The following is a 19,402-nucleotide window of genomic DNA, read 5'->3' on the forward strand; positions in this document are numbered from 1 at the left end:
GCGTCAGCCGCCGCCGACGCCTGTGTCGGCGCGAAGCGCGGCGAGCGAAGGATAGCGCCGTGCGCGGCCATCGGTGTGCACTTCCACGGACCCGTCTGAAAACATCACATAGATTGACCCGGCGGCGACGTAGCGGTCCACTTCGACGGGCGGCTCTGCGGACGGCGGAGGCTTCGCCGGCGCGGGCTGTTGCGGCGCTGGCGCGGCTTCGAGCGACGCCGCCGCGAGTGACTCGGTCTCTGCGCTCGGCTGCGTCGCTTGGGCTCGGTCGGCGATGCGTCCCATGACGCCGATCGCCCGACCGAGCGCAATTGTGACCACGCCGCCCGAGACCGCCGTCGCGCCGGCGATGAAAAGGCTCCAACCGCGCTCGAGCTGGATGTAATCCCAGCCTGCCCACATTCCGTAGGCGCCAGAGAGCGCAAGTGCGAGTCCGAGCAAGGTGACGCCCAGCCCGTAACGTCTCATCGTCATCCTTCGATGTGTTTGTCCGGGCTGGAACCTACCACAAGCCGCGCTGATCGCCAGATGAACGCGAAAGGCGATCCCTCGAAGAAATACTTGGCCGACGCGACGCCCTCGCGCCTGCATCGGAAAAATGGCCTAGATATATGTGGTTTCCATATAGAAACATCAATATATAGTGGTTTCAGTTATTTTACGCAGCGGGTTACATTATTTTTTATCTAGCTAAATCAATTACTTAATAGTATTCATAAATATGCGTCACGGTGTCGCATCGTAATTCTTGCATCTAATACAAACGTCATCGTCACAGCGCCGACAAGCGCCTGCAACGGCCAAGCGAGCCGGCTGGCGGCCCGGGATGGAATGTCGGCAATCGTGGGGAGATCGTAGATGGCAAGTCTAGAGGGCGTGCGCGGCGTGCTGGCCGGCGCAATGATCGCGGCCGCGGCTTTTTTCGTCGCGCCGTCGGCGGCTTTCGCGCATGGCGGCGTGATGCTCGAGCAAGACGAATGCGTGCTGCGCATCGGTCCGAGCACAATGCACTTCATCGGGTATCAGCGTTCCGGAGAAGAGGCTGAGTTTTGTGAGGATATCGCCAACACCGGCCCGACCGTGATCGCGCTCACCGCCGTTTCGCCTGATCTGCGCGACATGGCGATCGGCATCCGCATCGTCAAGGACGTCGGCGAGGAGAAGGAGAAGGCCAACCTCGACGCGATCACTGTCGCCTATCTCGAACCGAAGGTCTACCGCAACGGAACCATGACGTTCGAACACGACTTCAAGGACGCGGGCCGTTACGTCGGAATCGTCACAGTGCGCGACGACATCGGCAATGAATGGGTTTCGCGTTTTCCGTTCTCAGTGGGTCTTTATACCTTCTGGGGAATGATTGAATACATCCTCTACGGCGTCGGCTTCTTCTCGCTCGTCGCATTCATGTGGTGGGCGCTGCGCGCCAGCGCAAAGAAGAAGGCGGAAACCGGCGACGCGATCGCCTGAGCGGCCCAAACATTGCAGCGTGGCTTCGTCTGCGACGAGCCACGCTTTTTTGTCGCCAAAAAGCGAACATAGCGGCGCTGTTTCAGGGTATCGCGATATTGCCGCACGCCGCGCGTGGGTCTAGTTAAGCGCGTGCAGCTGAGGCTGACAGGCTACGCTCGTCTAACCGATTCAGGAGAGAATTATGTCCTTCACCTTGGAAGACCTGCCTTATCCCTACGACGCTTTGCAGCCTTATCTTTCGCGCGAATCCTTCGAATATCATCACGACAAGCATCATGCGACCTACGTCGCCAACGCCAACAATTTGGTCAAGGGCACCGAATATGAAGGCAAGCCGATCGAAGAAGTGATCGTCACCGCCCATAACCGCAACACGCCGATCTTCAACAACGTCGCTCAGCACTACAACCATCACCACTATTGGAAGTGGATGAAGCCCAACGGCGGCGGAGCCATTCCCGGCAAGGTGGAGAAGGCGATCATCGATTCCTTCGGCTCCGTCGACAAGTTCCGCGAGGAGTTTCAGAAGGAAGGCCTGGCGCAGTTCGGCTCCGGTTGGGTGTGGCTCGAAGTGAAGGATGGAAAGGTCGCCGTTCGCAAGACGCCGAACGCCGAGAATCCGCTGATTTACGGCGCAGCGCCGATCCTGGTCGCCGATGTCTGGGAGCATTCCTACTATATCGATTATCGCAATCGTCGCGCCGACTATCTGAAGGCGTTTCTCGACCATCTCGTCAATTGGGAGCACGTCGAGGAAATGTTCGACGCGGCGTAGCGGATTCGAACCTTTCTCACGCGGCGCGCCTATGTTGCGCGCCGCGTATCTTTTGAACTGTGCATCAGCGCTGAGGCGACAAGCAATAAAAGCGCGACGAAGGCCAGCACGGCCGACACCGCGTGCGAATCTTCCCATTGCCGTCGCGCCGCCCCGAAATCCGCTGGCATCCTGATCCAATTCTGCGTCGCGACGTTCATCGGATAGGTCCAGGTCCAGAAGATCGCCTGAGTCCCCATGAGCGTCACGAATGACGCGAAGGAGAGCAGCGCAGCGGCGCGGTTGCGGCGAACGGCGATCGTGTGCGCCAGCGTCGTCAGCAAGGCGAGAACGACGGCGATCCCGAAAAAAGACCAGCCCGCGTAGATCTGTTGAACGACCAAGTAGTCGCCCGGCGAAAGCGCCATCTTGTTGGCGCGTTCGAAAAAATGCGCGCCCGATGCAACGAGGCAAAGCGCGACGCTCGCCACCGCCGCCAATTGCAGACCAAAGAGCATCAAAGGCTCCCTCCGCGATTCCTGCTGATCTTGCAGGTCAGCTGGCGGCGATCTTTGGCTGCGATTCGACCACCCGCTTCAGGTCGGCGAGGCCGCGATCGAATTGCGCGCCGAGCGCTTTGTCGACGTTCATAAATTTATACATCGCCTTGCCCATGAATTCGTGATGGCCGGACATCGCCCAGGTGACCTCCGTGCTGTTCTCGCCCAAAGGCTTGAGATCGAACTGCACGTCATTGTTGGCTTTGAACGCCTTCTTGAATTCGAGCTTGATGCGGACGCGTTCGCCCTGGCGGCTTTCGGCGATTTCCATCCGGCCGACCCCGACCTGCTTGTCGCCGGACCAGGAGTAGGTCGCGCCATAGCCTTGCGGCGTCCCTCCATATTCGGCCTTCATATCGGGGTCGAGCTTCGCCCATGGCGACCAGTCGACCCAATTGTGAAAGTCGTTGATGTGCCGAAAGACCGCTTCTGGCGGCGCGTCGATGACGGTCGAACGCGAGATGCGGAAATTATCCGGCAGGAACGAGACGTAGGCGATCAGGGCGCTGACGAGAGCGAGGAAAACGAGAGCGAAAATCGTCATGGTGCAAGTCTCCCGCAAGAGCGCGAGGTCCGTCGACCAGCCGGCCACGGGCTCGCAGTCCGGTTCCGCGCTCCCCGCGCCGAGACATCGCTCTCCCGGCGAAGCTCGCGCGCGATCCGCCGCCTGACGCGCCAGACGTCAGTTTAGAACGGCGCGCGCAATGCGCAACGCATTGTCCGCTAGTCCAGCCTCCCGCAGAAGGACTGGATCTTCCGGCAGGCGTCTTCGAGCAGCGCGTTCGACGCGGCGTAGGAGACGCGGAAGTTGGGCCCGACCCCGAACGCCGAGCCATGCACCACGGCGACGCCCTGCGTCTCCAGAAGTTCGGTCACGAAGTCCTCGTCGGTTTCGATGACCTTCCCCTGGGGCGTCTTGCGCCCGATGGCGTCGGCGCAGGAAGGGAACACGTAGAACGCCCCCTCCGGCGTGGGACATTTCAGATATTTGGCCTGGTTGAGCATGGAGACGACGAGGTCGCGCCGTTCCTGGAAGGCTTGGCGAAACACGGCGAGATGGTCCTGCGGACCTTCCAGCGCCTCGACCGCCGCCCATTGCGCGATCGAACAGGCGCCCGACGTCTGCTGCCCCTGCAGCAGATCCATGGCCTTGATCAAGGCGCTGGGTCCGGCGGCGTAGCCGATGCGCCAACCGGTCATGGCGTAGGCTTTCGATACGCCGTTCATGGTGAGCGTCCGCTCCATCAGCGCCGGCTCGACCTGAGCGGGCGTGACGAATTTGAAGTCGCCGTAGACGAGGTGCTCGTAGATGTCGTCGGTGAGGACGTGCACCTGCGGATGGCGCAAGAGAACCTCCGTCACCTTCTTCATCTCGTCGAACGTGTAGGCCGCCCCCGAAGGGTTCGAGGGGGAATTCAGCACCAGCCACTTCGTCTTGGGCGTGATGGCGCGCTCCAGCGCCTCGGGCTGCAGCTTGAAGCCGTCCTCCATGCGGGTGTCGACGAAGACCGTCGCTCCGCCGCAGATCGCCACCATCTCCGGATAGCTCACCCAATAGGGCGCGGGAACGACGACTTCGTCGCCGGGGTTCAGCGTCGCCAGAAAAGCGTTGAACAGGATGTGCTTGCCGCCGGTGGCGACGATCGTGTCCGACGCCTTGTAGTCCAAGCCGTTTTCACGCTTGAATTTTTTCGCCACCGCCTCGCGCAGTTGGGGAATTCCCAGGACTGGCGGGTAGCGCGTTTCGCCCCGATCGATCGCGGCCTTCGCGGCTGCGCAAATATGCTCCGGCGTATCGAAATCGGGTTCGCCGACTGAGAGGCTGATGACCTCCCTGCCCTGCGCGCGCAGGTCGCGCGCCTTCTGCGTCACAGCGATCGTCGCCGAGGGCTTTACGCGCGACAGGGCATTGGCGAGGAAGGTCATGTGAGTAGAGTTCCTGCGGAGGGGGATAGTGCGCCGCACCATAATTTGCGCGCGAAAGTGTCGCAACGAGATTTACTGCGCTGCCTGCGTCACGCCATTAACGATCGACGAAATCTTCGGGACGATTTCAACGCGGTCCAGCCCTCGGACCAGTCGCCGTCCGCGCTTGTGAACCACGCTGCACGACAGGAGGTTTAATTATAAAAACAACGACTTATAATGGGATCGCGCAAAGGTGCCGGCAAGATTTCAATCAACTTGATCGAATCAATATTGCCAAGTGTTAACCCAGTCGCATTGACCTCTTAAAAATTTATAAAATTTCCGAAGAGTCATGCAACTTTTTCACCTCATCCTCGTTTCTGTCTTGAGAACGCGGCGACGCGAGTCAATCGCGCGCGCGCCCTGGGGAGAGGCGCAAGCGTTACACAAGGGCGAATGCGAGAGGATCAGGAAAAATGTCGCTCGTTGACAAATTTGAAGATCAGATGGAGCCCGCCTTCACGCGCAGCTTCGACAGGGATTCAGCGCGTCGTCAGTTTCGCGTCTCGCTCCTTCTCGTCGCCGCAATGGCGATGGCGGCCTTCGTTCTCGGCTTCGCCCTGCCGATCGGTTCGCCCGTCCAGAAGGCGACGCCTGTCGCGACCGACGGCGGCGTTTTTGCCGGTCGGCTGGTGACGATAGAGCGCTAGACTTCCGGATCTGCGTAACGACGGTAAAGCGCGCGTCTTTCGACGCGCGCAATTTTTTCATGCCTGACGCCAAGCAACCGGCCGCCTACTGGCGGCCGGACTTGTTTGTGTGCGATGGCCACCCGCGTCCTCAGGATCACTTCTTGTCCATGTGATGCTGGTGATGATCATGGTGCGCTGCGCCGCCCTCTTTCGGGCCGGCCGCATCCTGGCCGTGCGCCTTCTGCCAGCGCTCCATCGCCTCGGCGTCATGCGCATGCGCCGCGTCCGGCGCGTCGATCGCGGCGTCGATCACCACCTCGCCGGCCTTTTCGAAGACAAGCGTCATCTCAAGTCCCCAGCCCACCTCAAGATGCTTCTTGATGTCCAGGAGCGCGACGTAAACGCCGCCGGGCGCGAGCGTGACCTTTGACTTGGGCGGCAGCAGGATGGGGGTGACGAGGTCGAGTTTCTTGGCGTCACCATGGATCTCGGCCGCGCCGAACTTCTCCGACTTCACGCCGATAAGCTTGTCGGGCGTCGCGCCGCTGTTGTGCAGCATCGCGAAGAATTGCGCCTTGTTGTCGCCGTCGGCCGGGGCGCGAAGCCAGGGATGTTCGACCTTCAGACTGCCGACGTCATATTCATGCGCGCTGGCCGAATTGCGCGCGTTAAACAGCCCCAGCGCCGCGCCGGTCAGCAGGGTCCCGCCGGTCAGCAAAAATTCTCGCCGCTTAAGCATTTGCTTCTCCCTTCTGCGCCGGACTTATTCTTCGCCGGCCTGATTGGCATCATGACCAAGGACGCGCCTGTCCGATAGCCTCGCGGACCCGCCGAGCTTGCGACAATGTGGCGCGCTAATGCGAGTGAAGGTTGATCTCGATCAGTGGCTCGCGCGCGAATTCGGCGGCAAGCGCCGCCAGTTTCTGGGCGTTGCCGTCGTCAGCCGCGAATGAGCGGAAACGCGCCCGAATGTAGCCGGAACGATCGACGACGAAATGCGCCTCTTCGATCTCCTCCGACGGCAGTTCGTTGGGGTAGCGGTTGATCACGGAATAGGCGAGTTCGACCGCCTTGGGATGCACCGCCTCGCGACCTTTCGCCTCCTGCGGACAGGCGGCGTCATAGATCGTCACATGATTGGCGCCGGCGCTCTTCGCCGCCTCATGCGCAAGCTTCACGCTTGTGGCGCGCGCTTGGGGATCGCCGTTTGACGACCCGCAACGCGCGAAGGAGACCATCGTCGGCACGCCGCGGAGTTTGAAAAGAGAAGTTGCGTTCTCCTCGGGATCGATCAGCGCGAAGTCTGGGGCGATCAGCCATTGGATCATGGCCTGGGAGCTCATGAAGCGCGCACGGTTCGAATAGGACATCATCAGCAGAAAGTTGATGACGTCCCAACGATCGTCGACGTCGAGCTGCTCGCGGAAGCCCGGCATGACCCCAGTCTGACCGCCATGAGTCAGCCAGTGGAAGATGTCGCCAATCGTGTGCGTGCCGACATGCGGCGCGGTAAGATCGGCGGGTTGCACGGGGATACCCTGGTAATTCTTCAGATCCTTGGCGAGCGGGCCATTGCCTTCGCCCTGCGCGCCATGGCAGGCGACGCAATTCGCCTGAAAATGCGCGGAGCCGCGCGCCACCGATTCAGCCGTATAGTCTTGCGTCGGATCGTCGTAGGTGTCCGTATAGGCCTCTGTCGCAAACGACACGGCGAGCGAGATGAGCGCGGCGGCGGAGATCGCGGGCGTCGCATAGAGACGATACTGGCGGGTGCTCGGCGTCCACCAGATCAGCGCGGCGATGATCGCAAGAGCGACGCCCGCAACGCCCCACCACCAGATCGCGCTGAACATCGCGGGGTTTTGTCCCCAGGTCGCGATGTAGGAAAGCCGAAACGGCAGCGGCCAATAAAGACTGGTTTCATGCGAAGCCGGCGTGATGACCGCGATGTAACCGGCGATCCCCAGCAGGGCCAGACCGAACACCGACTCGCCCGCGCCGACCTTGGTATACCAGGCGACGTTGAATTCGCCTTCCGGACGTCGCGTGATGTAACGGGCGAGCGCCAGCGCCGCGAGCAACACGGCGCAGAGCAAGACGAGCTTCAGCGTCAGCAGCCGGCCATAGGGCGTCGCCAGCATATTCGGAATGCTGCCGACATTCTCCCAGGCGATCGCAAAGCCGGTGACGGCGACGATCGCCATGGCGACTTTCGCGATGAAGGACCAGCGTTCGGCGAGCTGCGCCGCCGCCTCCGGCGGCTTGCCGTGCGCCGTGAACATCCACCAGACAAGACCGAGCAATCCGCCAAGCCAGGTGAGACCGGCGGCGGTGTGCAGAAGGAAGCTCGCCTGCGTCCAACGCGGCAAGCCGTCGTCGACGGCATGGCCTGTCACCGACACGACCGCGACGAGCACGACGCCGATCCACAGCGTCGCCCGGTCGAGCAAGTCTGAAGCGTAGAAGAGGCGCGCCCCCGCGAGGCCAGCAAAGAGGAAGGCGATCAGCTGCGTCGCGATCCACGCGTTCCCCACGGTGGTGTTTACGGCGAACTCGCGGAGGGTTCCGACTTCGATCGGACGATCGGCGGGAAAGATCGAGACCGCGGTGACGTAAAACAGCGCGAAACCCAGCAGGGCGCGGATGATGGCCAGGGCCGCCACCGCCGGCTTGAAGCGCGCGCCGTCTTCGCCGACGAGACGCGGCAGGAGCAGAAGTCCGACCGCGAGCGCCGAAGGCAGACTGAGAAGGAAGCGGATCGTCGCTAGAGACAGATACATTGTTCTTTCGCCCGATGTCCTCTGGCGTTCATCTCCTCATCCGCGCCAGGGTGCGGAATAGAAGCGGCGCGCGGCGCATCCAGCCGCGAGCCGCCTTTCGCCCCATCACGCCTATTTCGCGTCGACGGTGAATTCGTAATTGCCCTCGACAATGTGCCCGTCGGTCGAGAGCACGCGATAGCGCACGATATATTTGCCAGGCGCGAGCTCTGGCGCGCTCAGGGACAATTCGCGCGGCTTATCGGGAACGCCGATATTCCCTTCTCCAAGCACCTTTCCGTCGGGCGTCTCGACGGTGATCTTCGAGTAAGGCGGCTCTACGCCGCCGCCGAACCGCAACTTGATGGTCTTCGGCGGCGCCGTGACGTGCTCCTTGGACGAAGGCGTGGCGTCGACAAGGAAGGAATGCGCCAGCGCCGAACTCCCGCCAAACGCAAAAACCAGGGCCAAAGCTCCGCCTGCGGCGAAGCTGCTTCCAGGGTGCCGGCGCGCGCGCGCCGGCGAGCTCTTCTCAGCATTGTTCATGGCGTCTCCCCGGAGGCCAACGCCTCCTGTTTTGATTTGAAATGCTTATGCAAGCGCCCGCGTTCAAGACACGGTGGCGTTGGCTGCGTCCTTCTTCTTGCCGGAGGGATGCGTGTGCTTCCAATACACAAAAACGATCCCCGCGATCAGCACGGTCCCCGCGATCTGCGGGACCCACGCCCACAGCGTTTCACCGACCGTGAATTTGAAGTCGGACGTCTCCTGCGACCCGTCAGGGCGCGTCAGGGTAACGAAGCCGATGTAATGGCCGTTGTTCTTGAAGTCATGTTCAAGATTGAAGGTGCCCTTGGTGTATTTGGTCGCCGGGCGATGGACCTCGGTCAGCGCCTCGAGATCCGTCTCCTTGGTGATCGGCGTCAGCGGATCGCGGATGATGCGCAGCTCGAGCGGCATATCGCGGAACGTCGGATTCTCGATATCGAACACCAGAATCGTCGGGCCGGTCGACGGGATTTCCGCGCAATATTCGCTGCGCGATTTGCCAGGTTGATAGGCGGTGATGTGAATCATGTCGTAGCCGAACATGACCATGCACATATTGCCCATCGTCATCGCTTCCGGGCCGGCGCCGCCCTCCGACGCCCGCATGGGCGCCGTCCAAGCCAGAGAGAAAAGCGCGCCGAGAACTGCGGCTGCGAGGCTACGCCATTTCTTCATTTCCACCCCTCGATTGATTTGATTGCACGGCTTTCGCTCTTGTCGGCGAGTATTGTGAGCCGGCCTCTTCTATAGCGGATTTTTGCGCGCGGCTCCTGTTTTTGTCATTTCACCGGCATCGCCGCGAGCCGCTCAACGTTCGCTCTACTTTTGACAAATGGCACAAATCGACGCGAGCAAAAACGGCCCGAGAATTTGCGTCGAAAGGACGCACTGCTCAATCGCCGCAACGCAGCGGATTTCGCGCCCGGTCAAGAGCCTCCTGGATGGCGCCTGCTGCGCGACTGGCAAGGTCGGGAGGACGAAAGAAAGTCGGCGCAGGATGTGACGCCGTCACGCACGCGCGCTTCGCCGCTTTGCGGGATGGCGCCTCAAAAAGAACACCCCCGGCTTTTTGGGCCGGGGGCTTTTGTCCTAATTCTTCAGTATCGCTTAGGGCATATCGCCGGCGACGAACTTCGGAATGACCGGACCGCCGATTTCGGCCGCGAAGCGGCGGCCCGTCGGCGAGAAGAACATCAGGAGGCCGCCGATCTGGCTGTCGGTGTCGTAAGCCAGGTCAGAGAGACGCTCGATGTCCCAACGCGCGTCCTGCACCTTCACGGCGATTTCCTTGGTCTCGCCCGGCGCGATCGGCGTCGGGTCCGTCGACAGACCGCGGTCGGCCAACAGATAGTCCGGGAAGTCGGGCTTCGTCGTGAACACGTCAGGGTTCAGGAAGCGCAGGCCGGCCGCCGTATATTCGCCAAGGCGAAGCGGCTCGGAGGTCGTGTTCGTGACCTTGACGTTGATCGTCAGCTCACGGCCAGGGACCTTGTAGACGCCGCCGTTCAGCTCAGCCGACACGCGCTCCTTGCCGACGCCCGCCGTGCCGTCAGTCACGATCGGCGTCAGAGGCTTCTGCAAGCCCGCCTGAAGCGGGATCGTGCGCGGGAAGGTCGAGTTCGTCACGGCGTAGCCGACGATCGTCGCCAGGATGGTCAGCGCGAGAACAATCGCGCCAATGCGCTTGTCGTCGTCCGTCACCTGCTCGTCGACCTTGCCGGTGGCCACGCGCAGATAAGAGGCGATGACGCCCTTACGCACGAACCAGAACAGGATCCACGCAGCGCCGACCGCAAGCCACGGCAGATGCCACGCATAAACGCGGCTGATGCCGTAGGTCTCGAGATCGACCGTCGAGCCGTCAAGCAACGTCACCGGATCGGTGAAGTCCTTCATGTCGCCCTTGATCTCGATCCACTGGCCGGGGCCGATGATCGGACCGCCGCCCTCGACGTTGATCTGAGCGTGAACATGCCAACGGCCGGCGCGACGACCGCGCAGGTTGATCGAGAAGGCGTAGTCGTTGCCGGGAACCAGCGACACCGAACGCGGCGCAAACTGCTCGCCGATGAACTGCGCCGTGCGAACCAGAACCGGACCGGGCTCGCCGGCGTTCAGGAACGACACGCGCGGATTGGCGACCGCCTGCGGCCAGGCCGAGAACACATGGATCTTGCCCGACAGCACCATCTCTTCATTGACGTTCACCGTCGTCTTCGACCACTGAACGTCATACCAGTTCAGCGTGCGCATCCGAAGAAACGCCTGCTGCGACTTCTCGCCGTGGGCCGACGCGGGAGCAACCGCTCCCAGGGTCGCCGCCACAGCCGCCGCCGCGCCAATCGCGGCGAGCTTGACGAACTTTTTCATCGATAAACCTCCCAGGTTCCTCTTCACCGGCCGCCGCCTCGCGCGCCAACCGGTCTTGCTTCTCGCAGCGGACTTAAAGCCAACAGCCACAGTCCGCCGCTCTTCTTTCCTTGCAGGCCGCCGCGGCGCCCCTCTTAAAGCGCCGCAGCAAGCGACGATGCTTAGATCGTGTCGATGATCTTGGTCGTCGAATACCAACGACCCATGAACCACCACAGGAAGTAAACCATCATCGACACGAAGCCCGAGAAGAACGCCGCAACCGGCACAACGTCCTTACCGAAGGTGCGCAGCGTGCCGCGCTCGACCATGCGGATATATTCCGGCATCGACGTGCGGACGAAGTGGAAGCCGATCAGATCCGCAAGCGTCATCAGCTGACCATGCTGCTCCGTCGCCTGGTGGAACGCCGCAATCGCCGGCCAGTTGTTCGGGTAGAACAACAGACCCCAGCCCAGCGAACCAACAATCGCCGTGATCACATAGGAGCCCGACAGAAGCAGGATCACGTCAAGCCAGATCGCCGGAACGATCAGAGCGGACGGGAACACAAGGCTGATCGGGAAGTAGGTCCAGCCCCAGAAGTTGACGTAGCGGTTGATCCACTCGCCAATCAGGAGGCCGAGAGCCGCGAACACCGCGCCGAACGGCAGACGGAAGTTCACCCACCAGAACGCCTGCGACGCCGCGCAGAAGGTCACGCCCAGAATCGGCACGACCGTCGGCCACATACGACGATCCTTCCAGTCAACCCAGAAGTCCCAGTCGCCCGCCGTCAGCATGAAGTGGACGTGGTAGCCGCCAAGAACGGCGAAGAACAGAAGAACAAGAAGCATCCAGTCGACCGTCTGGACGCAACCCGCCGCCTCAGCGACGGAGTTGAACGGACCGACCGCCCCCCCGCTTTTCGATTGTGACATCACTCTTCTCCTTGGTGTTTCTCGAACCCGTAAAAGCCCGAGTTCTTTCCTTATGGCTCCCGGCAGCCTTCCCGCCGCCGGCGCCCGGACGGCGGATCGCCCGCCGCCCGCATCCTTCAAAGCCTTCGCCCGCCAGGGCTCCTAACCGAAACCCCCGATCCAGGCCGCAGAAACCCAACCCACGCTCACAAAGCGAAAGGCGAAGATCTCTGCTTTTAGCGAAAGCTCAGAGCCGTGACGCCGCCCGCCGCGAAGCGGGCGGCGCGGGTCTCGATTACTCGGTCAGGAGGGCGACGCCTTCCTTGCCGATCAGACGCTGAATGTTGATCAGCAGCTGAAGCACGACGCCGAACACGCCAAGCGCCATCCAGCCGAAGAACACGAAGCCCCAGTGCAGCGGCGCAACGAACAGCTCTTCCATGAACCAGAACGTGTGGCCCCACTCATTCAGGCCGACGTTCGGGATGATCATGAACGGGCCAATCGCCACGATCAGATACGCGACAGAGTACCCCTTCGCGAAATACGGAAGACGAGTCTTCGCATAGAAGAAGCCGCCAACCGCGATAACCGAATAAATCGGGTAGCTCATGTAGAACTCGATGATGTGCGACGGCGTGAAGTCCGTGTCGCGAATCACCGTCATGTGCCAGGTGCCGTCCTGCTCAGTGAAGAACGACGCGCCCCAGTAAATGGCGGCCGCGTAAACCACCAGCCACTGAACCTCGACCACAAGCCGGCGCATCTCTTCGCGGGCCGTCAGGGTCGAGAAATCGCGCGTGCGCGTCTTCCAAAGGAAGCCGGCAAGGCCAACGCCCGAGATCAGCTCGAGCGGGATCTCGGTCCAAAGGATCGACATCCAATACGTCTGGAATTCAGGAGCAAACGAGTCAAGGCCAGCGCGCCAGCCGTAAATCTGCTCGTAAATCCGGACAACAAGATAGAAGCCGTTCAGAACCGCAAGGCCAATCCACATGCCCTTAAGGTCAACTACAGCTTCCGTGCCAGCAGCAGCCCGGGCTGCTGTGTCAGTCGTCGAGCTCATACCTTTCTCCTCCTAATGTGCTCCCAGGGAATTGCGCGTGACCGGTATCGCTCCGCCTCCCACAACGGAGCCGCTTCGTCCTCGTTTCTTGCATAAAGCGAAAGCGCGTCTTCTTGCTAAAAACACGCAAACCCGCCCTTGTCTTGCCGCAGCCTTCCCGGAAATCGCGGAATCCCCGGAACCCGGCTGCTTGTTGTTATCGGACGAACACCGACGTCGCCGCCTAAGCCAAAATCCAAACCCGCCCCCTTGAAAGGGCAGACAACAGACCCAGCTCAGCGTGCCGCAACAATTCCAACAACGCCCCCCTAACCACAATACCCCTTGGTATAGAGCAAAACAATCTATCGAATAGCCAATGCAACCCTAGGGGATGTTGTCATAACTACCCTATCAGACGGGCAACGATGTGCGCGCGAACGACGTACGTACTGATGAACATATTAAAAAACAGCTGCTTATAAAATGTGGCGCCATTGGCGGCAATTTTTTGGCGCGACCGTGGCTGTTTGAGCGCCCTCCCCGCCTGACGGACAGACCCCTCTTGCGCGGCGCTCGGGGCTCATGGCGCGGCGAGCGCATTGCGCAGATCCGTCGCGTTCCCGTCGCGATCGGAGAGCGGCGCGACGCCGAAACGCAGCTCGATCGTTCGCAGGATCGAGAGCGTGTCATAGACCGTCTTGTCGACGAACCCCTTCTTGGCGAAGGGCGAGATGATGAGCGTCGGCACGCGGGCCCCCGGCCCGAAGCGATCTCTTTTCGGCGGGGCGACATGATCCCAGAACCCGCCGTTTTCATCCGCCGTGACGATGATCAGCATGTCGGCCCAGTTCGGGCTCTTGCGCAGCCGAGCGACGACGTCCCCGACGTGAGCGTCGCCCGCCGCGAGATCCGAATAGTCCGGATGCCCGTTGAACACGCCGAGCGGCTTGTAGAAGCTGACCTGAGGCAGCTGGCCCCGATCGATCGCCTGGAAAAACTCGTCGGCGTCCTTGAGATGGGCGCGCCCTTCCCGGCCCTCGGCGTAATTCGCGAAATAGGCGAACGGCTGGTGATGGGTCTGGAAAGCGTCAGGCTTGTCCTCATAGGGCCTTAGTCGGCCTTCGACGACGTCGCGCCAGCCGCCGGCGTACCACGCCCAGCTGACATTCTTCTCGGTGAGCCGGTCGCCGATCGTCGGCGCGCGCACGGGCGGCAGCCGCTCCTGCGCTTCGGTCTTGTCATGTCTGGAAATCGGATTTCCCGGCTGCAGCGTGCCGATCGCCTCGAGATCCGCCGTCAGACGCCCGAACCGCTTGTGCCGCGGCGGACCGTCCAGCACGCTTCTTGGCGAATCCTCTTCGCGCTCGCGAATCGCGCGTTCGGCGCCTTGCACATCCTTGATCGTCGTGAGCTTCGGCAGAAATTTCTTCCTCGTGGACTCGACCGGATTGTCGAAGACCGGCGCGCAACCGCAGATCAGGAAAAAATGGTTGAGCATCGAGCCGCCGAAGGCCGCATGAAAGAAATGGTCGGCGAGCACGAACTCCTTGGCCAAAGCCCACTGCTTCAGCTCGGAGCCGTCGTAATAGCCCATGACGAGCGCGCCCGCGTTCGACGCCTCGACAAAGCGGTCCATTTTGCCGCCGTGGATCTGCTCCTGCTCGAGATAGAAGTCATGGACCGGATTCATGGTGCGGCTATCGACGCCGACATAGGGCTCGAGCGGAAAGGGCGCGTTCGGCAGGCGCCGCGGAAAACGATCATCGCCGCGCGGACGCGGCAGCGCGGCCAGCGGCCGACCGTCAAAATCCACTTGCGGCGGATGCTGAGCGGAGTTGACGCCCTCGGCGCCAGGAAACAGCCCGAACACATGATCGAAGCTGCGGTTCTCGGTGAAAATGACGACGATGTGGCCGATGCGGCCGAATGGATCTGGCTGTTCCTGCGCCGCGACTGGCGCGCATAGAGCCGTCGCGACTATCGCAAGCAAAATCTTGGGGCGAATGGGTTTCATTTGATCGTCGTTCCTTCCGCATCGCTCATGCGGCGGAAGATCTAGTGAATCGCCGATCCAATATTGTGACGGGCGAAAGCGATCGCCAACGACGAGCGTCGGCGATCGCGTTTTTCAGCGCGCCGAGCGCGTCACTGCGGCAGCGGCGTGTCCTTGGCGCGCGGCGGCAGCGCCGGATAGACCACCTTGGGCTGGTCGCCGTTCAGCGTCTCCAGGAAGGCGACGATGGCCTTGACGTCCTGAGCCGGGAGATTTTCGCCGAGCTGATCTTTGGCCATGAGGTCGACGGCCTCTTCCAGCGTCCAGACAGAGCCGGTGTGGAAGTAAGGCGCGCGCAGCGCGACATTGCGCAGCGGCGCGGAGCGGAAGACGAATTCGTCCGCGGGGTCGTTCGTCACCTTGGCGCGGCCCTTGTCGGCGACGGGCATGATTTCGACGCTCGGCTTCTGCGCGACGCCGAACGGGAAATAGCCGTTGCCGCCGACATTGACGCCGCCGTGGCAGCTGCCGCAGCCCTTGTCGAGGAAAAGACGCAGACCGTTTTTCTCGACGTCATTGAGCGCGCTCACGTCGCCCTTGAGAAACTTGTCGAATCGCGAATTCGGCGTCGTCAGCGTCGCCTCGAACGCTTCGATCGCCTTCGCCATATTGTCGAAGCTCACCGGTTTCGGATCTGAGGGAAAGGCCGCCTTGAACTCCGCGACATAGGCGGGGATGCTGTTGAGCGTCTTTTCCACCTGCGCCGGCGTATTGTTCATTTCAACGTCGGCCTGAACCGGGCCCTTGGCTTGCGCCTTCAGGTCGACGGCGCGACCGTCCCAAAACTGCGCGACATTGAATACGGCGTTGAGAACCGTGGGCGCGCGACGAGGCCCCTTCGCCCAGCCATGGCCGATCGACGTCGGACCCGCGTCGGCGCCGCCCGTTCCGAGATTGTGGCAGCTGTTGCAGCTGATGATCTGGCTCTTCGACAGACGCGGATCGAAAAAGAGCTTGCTGCCGAGTTCGATCTTGGCCGGCGTGATCTCGTTGTTTTTCACCACCGCCGCGACGCTGGCGGCGTCGATCGGCTTGAAGACGGCGTTGGCGTCGGCGCGCAAGTCGCCCGCCGCGGCCATGGCCGGCGCCAGCAGAATCGCTGCGAGCGCGGCGAACCGGGTCAGATGCATCCCTTCCTCCTGAGTTGATTGTGAGTCGGCGCCGTTGTCGCGCCGCAATGAATGGCCTCTGGCGGCGTCAGCTACCACAGCCGGTTTGGCGGCGGAAGGGCGCGGCCTGAAGATGGATGTTTAAAAACAATCCAGTGTAGCATGAACATGACAGCAAAAGGGCCGACGCGCGAGACCCAATACGCCGGAAAGATCCAGACACGGCGGCTGGTTCATGGCGCAGGCCAATGCAGCGCACAACGATTACTCTGCGCTCCCGAATATTTGGCCCGGCAAGTTCTTCAAAAGCGTGCGGAATGTCACGGCGACGACTTGCCCTGCTGCTAAAAGCAGAGCAAACTTACCGTGAAAACAAGAGCCGGCGAGAAGCCGAGCGGCAGCGGAGGGAGCTCATGGCGCGCATTGCTAATGTCCGGAAATCCGTTGAGGCGACGCTTGTTGCGTTTCCACTTGCGGCGCTGCTCGCCGCCGGCGGATGGGCGATGGCCGAACCGCTCGGCCTGCCAAAGCTTCCGGTTCCCGCCGACAATCCTCAGTCTCCGGAAAAGGTCGCGCTTGGCGACAAGCTTTTCCACGACGCGCGCTTCTCGATCGATGGCACGGTAAGCTGCTCCACCTGCCACAATGACAAGAAAGCCTTCACCGACAGCCCGCTGCGCGTCTCGGAAGGCCATCACAAGCTCACCGGCACCCGCAACGCCCCGTCGGTGATCAACGCCGCTTACTACACCTCGCAGTTCTGGGATGGACGCTCGGTTTCGCTCGAGGAGCAGTCACAGCATCCGATGGTCAATCCGGTGGAGATGGGCCTGCCCGATCACGAGCCGGTGCTCAAGATCGTTCGCGAAGACCCCGCCTATGTCGAGGGTTTCAAGAAGGCGTTCGGCAAAAGCGGCCGGGACGTGACGATGGATGACGTCAAAAAAGCGATCGCGAGCTTCGAGCGCACCGTCATCTCCGGCGATTCGCCCTTCGACAAATGGTATTTCGGCGGGGACCGCACCGCGATCAGCGATCAGGCAAAGCGCGGCTTCGACATTTACGTCGGACAGGGACGTTGCGTCTCCTGCCACGTCATCGAACAGACTCAGGCGCTCTTCACCGACAACCGGTTCCACAACATCGGCGTCGGCATCAACCGCATCCAGGCCGACGTGCCGCGTCTCGCCGCCGAATTCCTCAAGGCGAAAGCGGCGGGCGCCTCCGTCGACAAGACGGTGCTCGCCGATCCCAAGGTTTCGGAACTCGGCCGCTTCGCGGTGACGAACTCCTTCGATGAAATCGGCGCGTTCAAGACCACGACGCTGCGCAATATCGCGATGACCGCGCCATATATGCACGACGGTTCGCTCAAAACGCTCAAGGACGTCGTCAAGCATTACAATGAAGGCGGAAAGAGCCCTGGCGATCCGACGCCGGTCAACCCCTATCTCTCCGGCGGCATTCGGCCGTTAGATCTGAAGGATCAGCAGATCGACGACCTCGTCGCCTTCCTGGAGACGTTGACGAGCCCCGCCTATGTGACGGCGCAGACGAAGTGACGCTTCGGATCGACTCGCTGAATAAGACAAGCGGCGTCGCCAAATAGGCGCCAAGCCGCAAGGGAGGAAGGGAAATGACCAGACTGATCACCCGGCGCAGCGTGATCGCCGCCGGCGCCGCCGCCGGAACGCTGACGACGCTGCCGATCTCCATGGTGCGCCTCGCCTTCGGCGGAACGCGAGAGGATTTCAGCTTCACCTATATTTCGGATTCGCACATTCAGCAGATCAAGGGCGCGAGCTTCGTGCGCAACTGGGACATGGGTCTCAAGCGCGCCGTCGCCGAAGCCAATCTCATCACGCCCGAGGCCGATTTCGTCATGTTCGGCGGCGATCTCGCGCAGCTCGGCAAGAAGGAGGAGCTCGACCACGGCGCGGAGATGCTGTCGCATTTGAAAGGCAAGCTCCACTGCGTGATGGGCGAGCACGATTATTATCTCGACCTCGGCGAGTACTGGTCGAAGCTTTACGGTCCGCAGTGGTACAGCTTCGATCATAAGGGCGTGCATTTCGTCGTGCTGAATTCGATTCTCACAACGGACGAATGGACCTTCCATCGTTGGCCGACCGCCGAGCAGCGCATGCTCGAAATGGCCGGCCTCGACAATCCCAATGGATCGCCCTTCATGGTCGGCGACAAGCAGCGGGCGTGGCTCAAGGACGATCTCGACAAAGTGTCCAAGGACACGCCGCTGATCATCTTCTCACATTCGCCGCTGCAGAAGATCTACAAGGGCTGGAATTTCTGGACCGACGACGCCGAGCAGGTGCAGGACCTGTTGCAGCCGTTCAAGACCGTGAATGTCATTTACGGACATGTGCACCAGATCCAGTACAACCAGATCGGCAACATCGCCTTCAACGCGGTGATGGCGACGGCATGGCCCTGGCCTTATCCGGACACCTACGCGCAAGCCGGCGCGCATGTGCCCGTGCTGACGGTTCCAATGAACCGCGCCGACCCCTTCTTCGAGCGCGACGCCACGGGCTGGCAGATGGTCGACGTCAACTCCGGGCGCGTCACCGCGCGCTATCAGCTGTGGGACAACCAGGAGCGCGTCGTCGGCTTCGATCCAAGGCTCGGCAAGCCCGTCGACAAGAAGTATCAAGAGGCGATCGTCCGCAAGGCGCCGCAACTGCACTATTAGGTCGAGGAGAATGACAATGCGCCGCTATACGATCGCGCTTGTTCTGGGCGCTGTGCTGCTTTCGCCGGCAACGCTGGCCGACGAATTCACGGGGACGGACGTCGACCGCTGGCAAAGCGAGTTTGATTCGGTCGCCAAGAAAGGCCGCGAACTCTGGACCAGCGGAGCCGTCGGCACGAATGGCGTCGCCTGCGCACAGTGCCATCCGAACGCCGCCAACACACACCCGGAGACCTATCCGAAGTTCCAGAAACAGCTCGGCAAGGTCGCGCAGCTTTTTGAAATGGTGAACTGGTGCATCAGGAATCCGTTGCAAGGAACGCCGCTTGCGGCCGACGATCCGAAGATGACGGCGTTCGTCGCCTACATCAACAAAGAGCGCAAAGGGGTGGCGATCGACGCCGGCAAGCACTAGAGCGCGCCGGCAAAAGTGAACTGAGTCTTACCCGAAAGCGCGCTCTAAACTTTTGGAATCGGTTACGGTAGCTGTATTTGGACGATTCTGTCCATATGCAGCG

General features: G+C 61.5%; 19 protein-coding genes. 6 read left to right on the forward strand and 13 right to left on the reverse strand.

The features are described 5' to 3' along the window. Positions 1-3 precede the first annotated feature (3 nt). Positions 4-468, reverse strand: a complete 465-nt coding sequence (locus AC0X69_RS03550) for a hypothetical protein (RefSeq protein ID WP_482611353.1) — start codon at positions 466-468, stop codon at positions 4-6. 390 nt (positions 469-858) lie between these two features. Between AC0X69_RS03550 and AC0X69_RS03555 the strand changes: the two genes are divergently transcribed. Next, positions 859-1,470: a hypothetical protein gene (locus AC0X69_RS03555; protein ID WP_482611355.1), complete on the forward strand. Its 612-nt coding sequence runs from the start codon at positions 859-861 to the stop codon at positions 1,468-1,470. Between the two features lie 184 nt (positions 1,471-1,654). Further along, complete coding sequence (locus AC0X69_RS03560) at positions 1,655-2,248, forward strand: superoxide dismutase (protein ID WP_482611356.1); 594 nt, start codon at positions 1,655-1,657, stop codon at positions 2,246-2,248. Positions 2,249-2,277: 29 nt separating this feature from the next. Here the strand turns inward: AC0X69_RS03560 and AC0X69_RS03565 are convergent, their stop codons facing one another. From AC0X69_RS03565 to AC0X69_RS03575, 3 genes are all read right to left on the reverse strand, one after another. Further along, positions 2,278-2,745, reverse strand: a complete 468-nt coding sequence (locus AC0X69_RS03565) for a hypothetical protein (RefSeq protein WP_482611358.1) — start codon at positions 2,743-2,745, stop codon at positions 2,278-2,280. Positions 2,746-2,782: 37 nt separating this feature from the next. Next, positions 2,783-3,331, reverse strand: coding sequence for an SRPBCC family protein (locus AC0X69_RS03570; RefSeq protein WP_482611360.1), 549 nt, complete (start codon positions 3,329-3,331; stop codon positions 2,783-2,785). A gap of 179 nt (positions 3,332-3,510) precedes the next feature. Continuing rightward, on the reverse strand, positions 3,511-4,713 hold the full coding sequence (locus AC0X69_RS03575) for a pyridoxal phosphate-dependent aminotransferase (protein WP_482611362.1): 1,203 nt from the start codon (positions 4,711-4,713) through the stop codon (positions 3,511-3,513). A gap of 458 nt (positions 4,714-5,171) precedes the next feature. Between AC0X69_RS03575 and AC0X69_RS03580 the strand changes: the two genes are divergently transcribed. Beyond that, on the forward strand, positions 5,172-5,405 hold the full coding sequence (locus tag AC0X69_RS03580) for a hypothetical protein (RefSeq protein ID WP_482611364.1): 234 nt from the start codon (positions 5,172-5,174) through the stop codon (positions 5,403-5,405). A 136-nt stretch (positions 5,406-5,541) separates the two neighbouring features. Here AC0X69_RS03580 and AC0X69_RS03585 read toward each other — a convergent pair whose 3' ends face one another. The 9 genes from AC0X69_RS03585 to AC0X69_RS03625 form a co-directional block, all read right to left on the reverse strand. Further along, the gene (locus tag AC0X69_RS03585) at positions 5,542-6,126 is read right to left on the reverse strand and encodes a copper chaperone PCu(A)C (protein WP_482611365.1); all 585 of its coding nucleotides are present in this window, start codon (positions 6,124-6,126) and stop codon (positions 5,542-5,544) included. Between the two features lie 115 nt (positions 6,127-6,241). Beyond that, positions 6,242-8,167 (reverse strand): c-type cytochrome, encoded by a 1,926-nt coding sequence (locus tag AC0X69_RS03590; protein WP_482611367.1) that lies wholly within the window; start codon positions 8,165-8,167, stop codon positions 6,242-6,244. A gap of 111 nt (positions 8,168-8,278) precedes the next feature. Beyond that, on the reverse strand, positions 8,279-8,692 hold the full coding sequence (locus tag AC0X69_RS03595) for a copper resistance CopC family protein (RefSeq protein WP_482611369.1): 414 nt from the start codon (positions 8,690-8,692) through the stop codon (positions 8,279-8,281). A gap of 63 nt (positions 8,693-8,755) precedes the next feature. Further along, a complete protein-coding gene (locus tag AC0X69_RS03600) occupies positions 8,756-9,370 on the reverse strand; it encodes a hypothetical protein (protein WP_482611371.1) in 615 nt (204 codons plus the stop codon). Between the two features lie 432 nt (positions 9,371-9,802). Continuing rightward, complete coding sequence (gene amoB, locus AC0X69_RS03605; protein WP_482611373.1) at positions 9,803-11,065, reverse strand: bacterial ammonia monooxygenase, subunit AmoB; 1,263 nt, start codon at positions 11,063-11,065, stop codon at positions 9,803-9,805. A 161-nt stretch (positions 11,066-11,226) separates the two neighbouring features. Continuing rightward, positions 11,227-11,985, reverse strand: a complete 759-nt coding sequence (amoA, locus tag AC0X69_RS03610; RefSeq protein ID WP_482611375.1) for a bacterial ammonia monooxygenase, subunit AmoA — start codon at positions 11,983-11,985, stop codon at positions 11,227-11,229. Between the two features lie 274 nt (positions 11,986-12,259). Continuing rightward, a complete protein-coding gene (amoC, locus tag AC0X69_RS03615; RefSeq protein ID WP_482611377.1) occupies positions 12,260-13,030 on the reverse strand; it encodes a bacterial ammonia monooxygenase, subunit AmoC in 771 nt (256 codons plus the stop codon). Between the two features lie 562 nt (positions 13,031-13,592). Continuing rightward, entirely contained in the window at positions 13,593-15,026 is a 1,434-nt protein-coding gene (acpA, locus tag AC0X69_RS03620) for an acid phosphatase (protein ID WP_482611379.1), read from the reverse strand. A 131-nt stretch (positions 15,027-15,157) separates the two neighbouring features. Further along, entirely contained in the window at positions 15,158-16,195 is a 1,038-nt protein-coding gene (locus tag AC0X69_RS03625) for a cytochrome-c peroxidase (RefSeq protein ID WP_482611381.1), read from the reverse strand. A 392-nt stretch (positions 16,196-16,587) separates the two neighbouring features. Here AC0X69_RS03625 and AC0X69_RS03630 point away from each other — a divergent pair, with 392 nt between their 5' ends. The 3 genes from AC0X69_RS03630 (at position 16,588) to AC0X69_RS03640 (ending at position 19,299) form a co-directional block, all read left to right on the forward strand. Then, on the forward strand, positions 16,588-17,736 hold the full coding sequence (locus tag AC0X69_RS03630; RefSeq protein ID WP_482611383.1) for a cytochrome-c peroxidase: 1,149 nt from the start codon (positions 16,588-16,590) through the stop codon (positions 17,734-17,736). A gap of 74 nt (positions 17,737-17,810) precedes the next feature. Next, positions 17,811-18,884 (forward strand): metallophosphoesterase family protein, encoded by a 1,074-nt coding sequence (locus AC0X69_RS03635; protein ID WP_482611385.1) that lies wholly within the window; start codon positions 17,811-17,813, stop codon positions 18,882-18,884. Positions 18,885-18,900: 16 nt separating this feature from the next. Further along, a complete protein-coding gene (locus AC0X69_RS03640; RefSeq protein WP_482611387.1) occupies positions 18,901-19,299 on the forward strand; it encodes a c-type cytochrome in 399 nt (132 codons plus the stop codon). Positions 19,300-19,402: the final 103 nt, after the last annotated feature.

Source organism: Methylocystis sp. Uni0008 (genome assembly GCF_056838045.1).